Annotated in this window: 3 protein-coding genes; 2 read left to right on the top strand and 1 reads right to left on the bottom strand. The window is 64.8% G+C overall.

All coding sequences use genetic code 11. The features are described 5' to 3' along the window. Together VML93_RS16325 and VML93_RS16330 are read left to right on the top strand one after the other, a co-directional pair. The coding region (locus tag VML93_RS16325; protein ID WP_325612187.1) for a UDP binding domain-containing protein at positions 1–551 on the top strand (551 nt) is incomplete at its 5' end. A 27-nt stretch (positions 552–578) separates the two neighbouring features. Continuing rightward, on the top strand, positions 579–1,619 hold the full coding sequence (locus VML93_RS16330) for a class I SAM-dependent methyltransferase (RefSeq protein WP_325612189.1): 1,041 nt from the start codon (positions 579–581) through the stop codon (positions 1,617–1,619). 165 nt (positions 1,620–1,784) lie between these two features. On the opposite strand, the gene VML93_RS16335 is transcribed toward VML93_RS16330, so the two are convergent. Next, the coding region (locus VML93_RS16335; RefSeq protein ID WP_325612190.1) for a hypothetical protein at positions 1,785–2,224 on the bottom strand (440 nt) is incomplete at its 5' end.

The raw sequence follows: 2,224 nt of genomic DNA on the forward strand, positions 1-2,224 counted from the left end.
TGGTGAACAAGCTGATCCGGCACTTCGACTGTCTGGCCGGGCGGCGCATCGGTTTGCTCGGCCTGGCGTTCAAGCCCGGCACCGACGACCTCCGCGATTCCCCCGCGCTTGGGGTGGCCGAACGCCTCCTCGCCCGCGGAGCCGAAGTGATCGCGTACGACCCTCTAGTGTCCAGCGTTTCCCACGTTCCCGGACTCACTGTGGTCGGCGACCCGTATGAAGTTGCCGCCGACGCCGACGCCGTCGTGCTGGCTACCGACTGGCCCGACTTCCTCCTACTTGACCTCGTCAAGCTCCGGGCCCGGATGCGAGGAAACGTGTTCCTCGACGGCCGCAATGTCTTCGACCATCACATGATGGACGCGGCCGGCTTCCACTACGAGCCCGTCGGGCGCCCGAAGGCCGGCACCGCCATCGAACTGGATGGGGTACCAGAAATCAGACAGCATGCCGCGCCCGCTAACAGCCGCCATCTCGATGCGCTGACCAGGCAGCGGCCGCCGTCGAAATTACGGGCGCTTGCCGGTCGAAGCGACGTCGACGGGACCTGAGGACGGTCAGGGGTCGAAAGCACCACAATGAGCGAGATTCTGGTCACCGGAGGAGCAGGCTTCGTCGGCGAAAACCTTTGGGACGCTGCCGCCCTCGACGCGATGGTCGAACAGGACCTCTTCATCTGCCCGCGCTGCGCCAGCCCGGTGCGCGCCGAAGTTGGCCGATGGCACTGCACCGGGGCGCCCTGCCGGTACGCTGACGAGCCTTTCCCGGTCGTCTCCGGCGTACCGGCCCTTGTGGACTTCGAGCACAGTGTCCTTGACGCCGGCCGGTTGCGCGCGGTCGAGGGCCCTTCGGAGACCCACCGTTCGAAGTCCCACCACGCGCTGAATAGGCTGCTATACCCCGCCAACACCACCGCGCCAGCCAACGTGGCCCGCATGCTCGAATTGCTCCGTGCCGACGATGCCACCGCCGGCCAGCGGCCCCGGATCCTGGTCATCGGGGGCGGCACCGTGGGCGCTGGCCTCGAGGAGTTGTACGCCGACCCCACGGTCGACCTCATCTGCTTCGACATCTACGCCAGCCCCGCCGTGCAGTTCATAGCGGACGGTCACGCGATCCCGCTGGCCATCGGCTCCGTCGATGGCGTGGTCATACAGGCCGTGCTCGAGCACGTGCTAGAGCCAACCACGGTCGCGAAAGAGATCCACCGTGTTCTGCGTAGCGGGGGGATTGTCTACGCCGACACGCCGTTCCTCCAGCAAGTGCACGAGGGACCCTACGATTTCACCCGCTTCACCGACAGCGGTCACCGGTACCTGTTTCGCAGCTTCGAGCGGATCGACTCCGGCTCGATAGCCGGCGCGGGCACTGCGTTGTGGTGGTCGATCGACTATTTTGCCCGCGCCCTGACCCGCTCAAGCAAGCTCGGGCATATCGTACGGCTCTGCTTTTTCTGGCTCAGGTTCATGGATCACATCCTTGACCCGAAGCACTCGCTCGACGGTGCCAGCAGCGTCTTCTTCCTCGGCCGCAAGGCCGCAGTCCCGATCACGAAGGCGGAGATAATCGACTACTACCAGGGCGGGAACGCAAATCCTCATCGCGCTGGAGTTTCCTAATCGGTCAGTGGGTGGGCATTCCCCCCGTGTTGACCGCGGTCTGTTCCTGGCGGGTCCGCCATTGGCCCTGATGGTGTCTGCCTGCAGAGGGCTCGCTAAGTCCGGACACGCCGGGGCCGGCGCACGTCGAAGCCGCCGCGAGCGGCGCCCCGGCACGTGAGTCGGTCAAAAATTATCGGCCGCAGGCCGGCTGCCGTCTCGCCAAATCCCCAGACGTCCAACCAAATTGCCCAAACCAGCCAGTCCGATTCCAACGAGCATGGCAGCCCATTGAAGGAGTTCCTCGGGATGTCCCGTGAAGAGGCCGCGCAGGGCAGCGGCGGACTGCCTGGGAATTGATCGAAGCACGAACCGTCGCTCGGGTGCCAGGCTGGCAGCTTCACCCAGCAGCGCGAATGCGGCCACCTTGTCCCGGTTCACAAGGAAGCTGCGCGTCCAAAAGTATCGCCAGGTAACACGATTCGCCGGGACGAAATGATGAGCGACAGCTCGAGGCTCGTAGAGGACAGCAGAATCCGAATACTTGAACACCAACCGGGCGCATATGTCCAGATCGTCGAAGTCCAGCGACCTGTACCCACCGAGCGCATGGAACGCCGTTGACC

The organism is Mycobacterium sp. (genome assembly GCF_035499775.1).
Lineage (GTDB): Bacteria > Actinomycetota > Actinomycetes > Mycobacteriales > Mycobacteriaceae > Mycobacterium.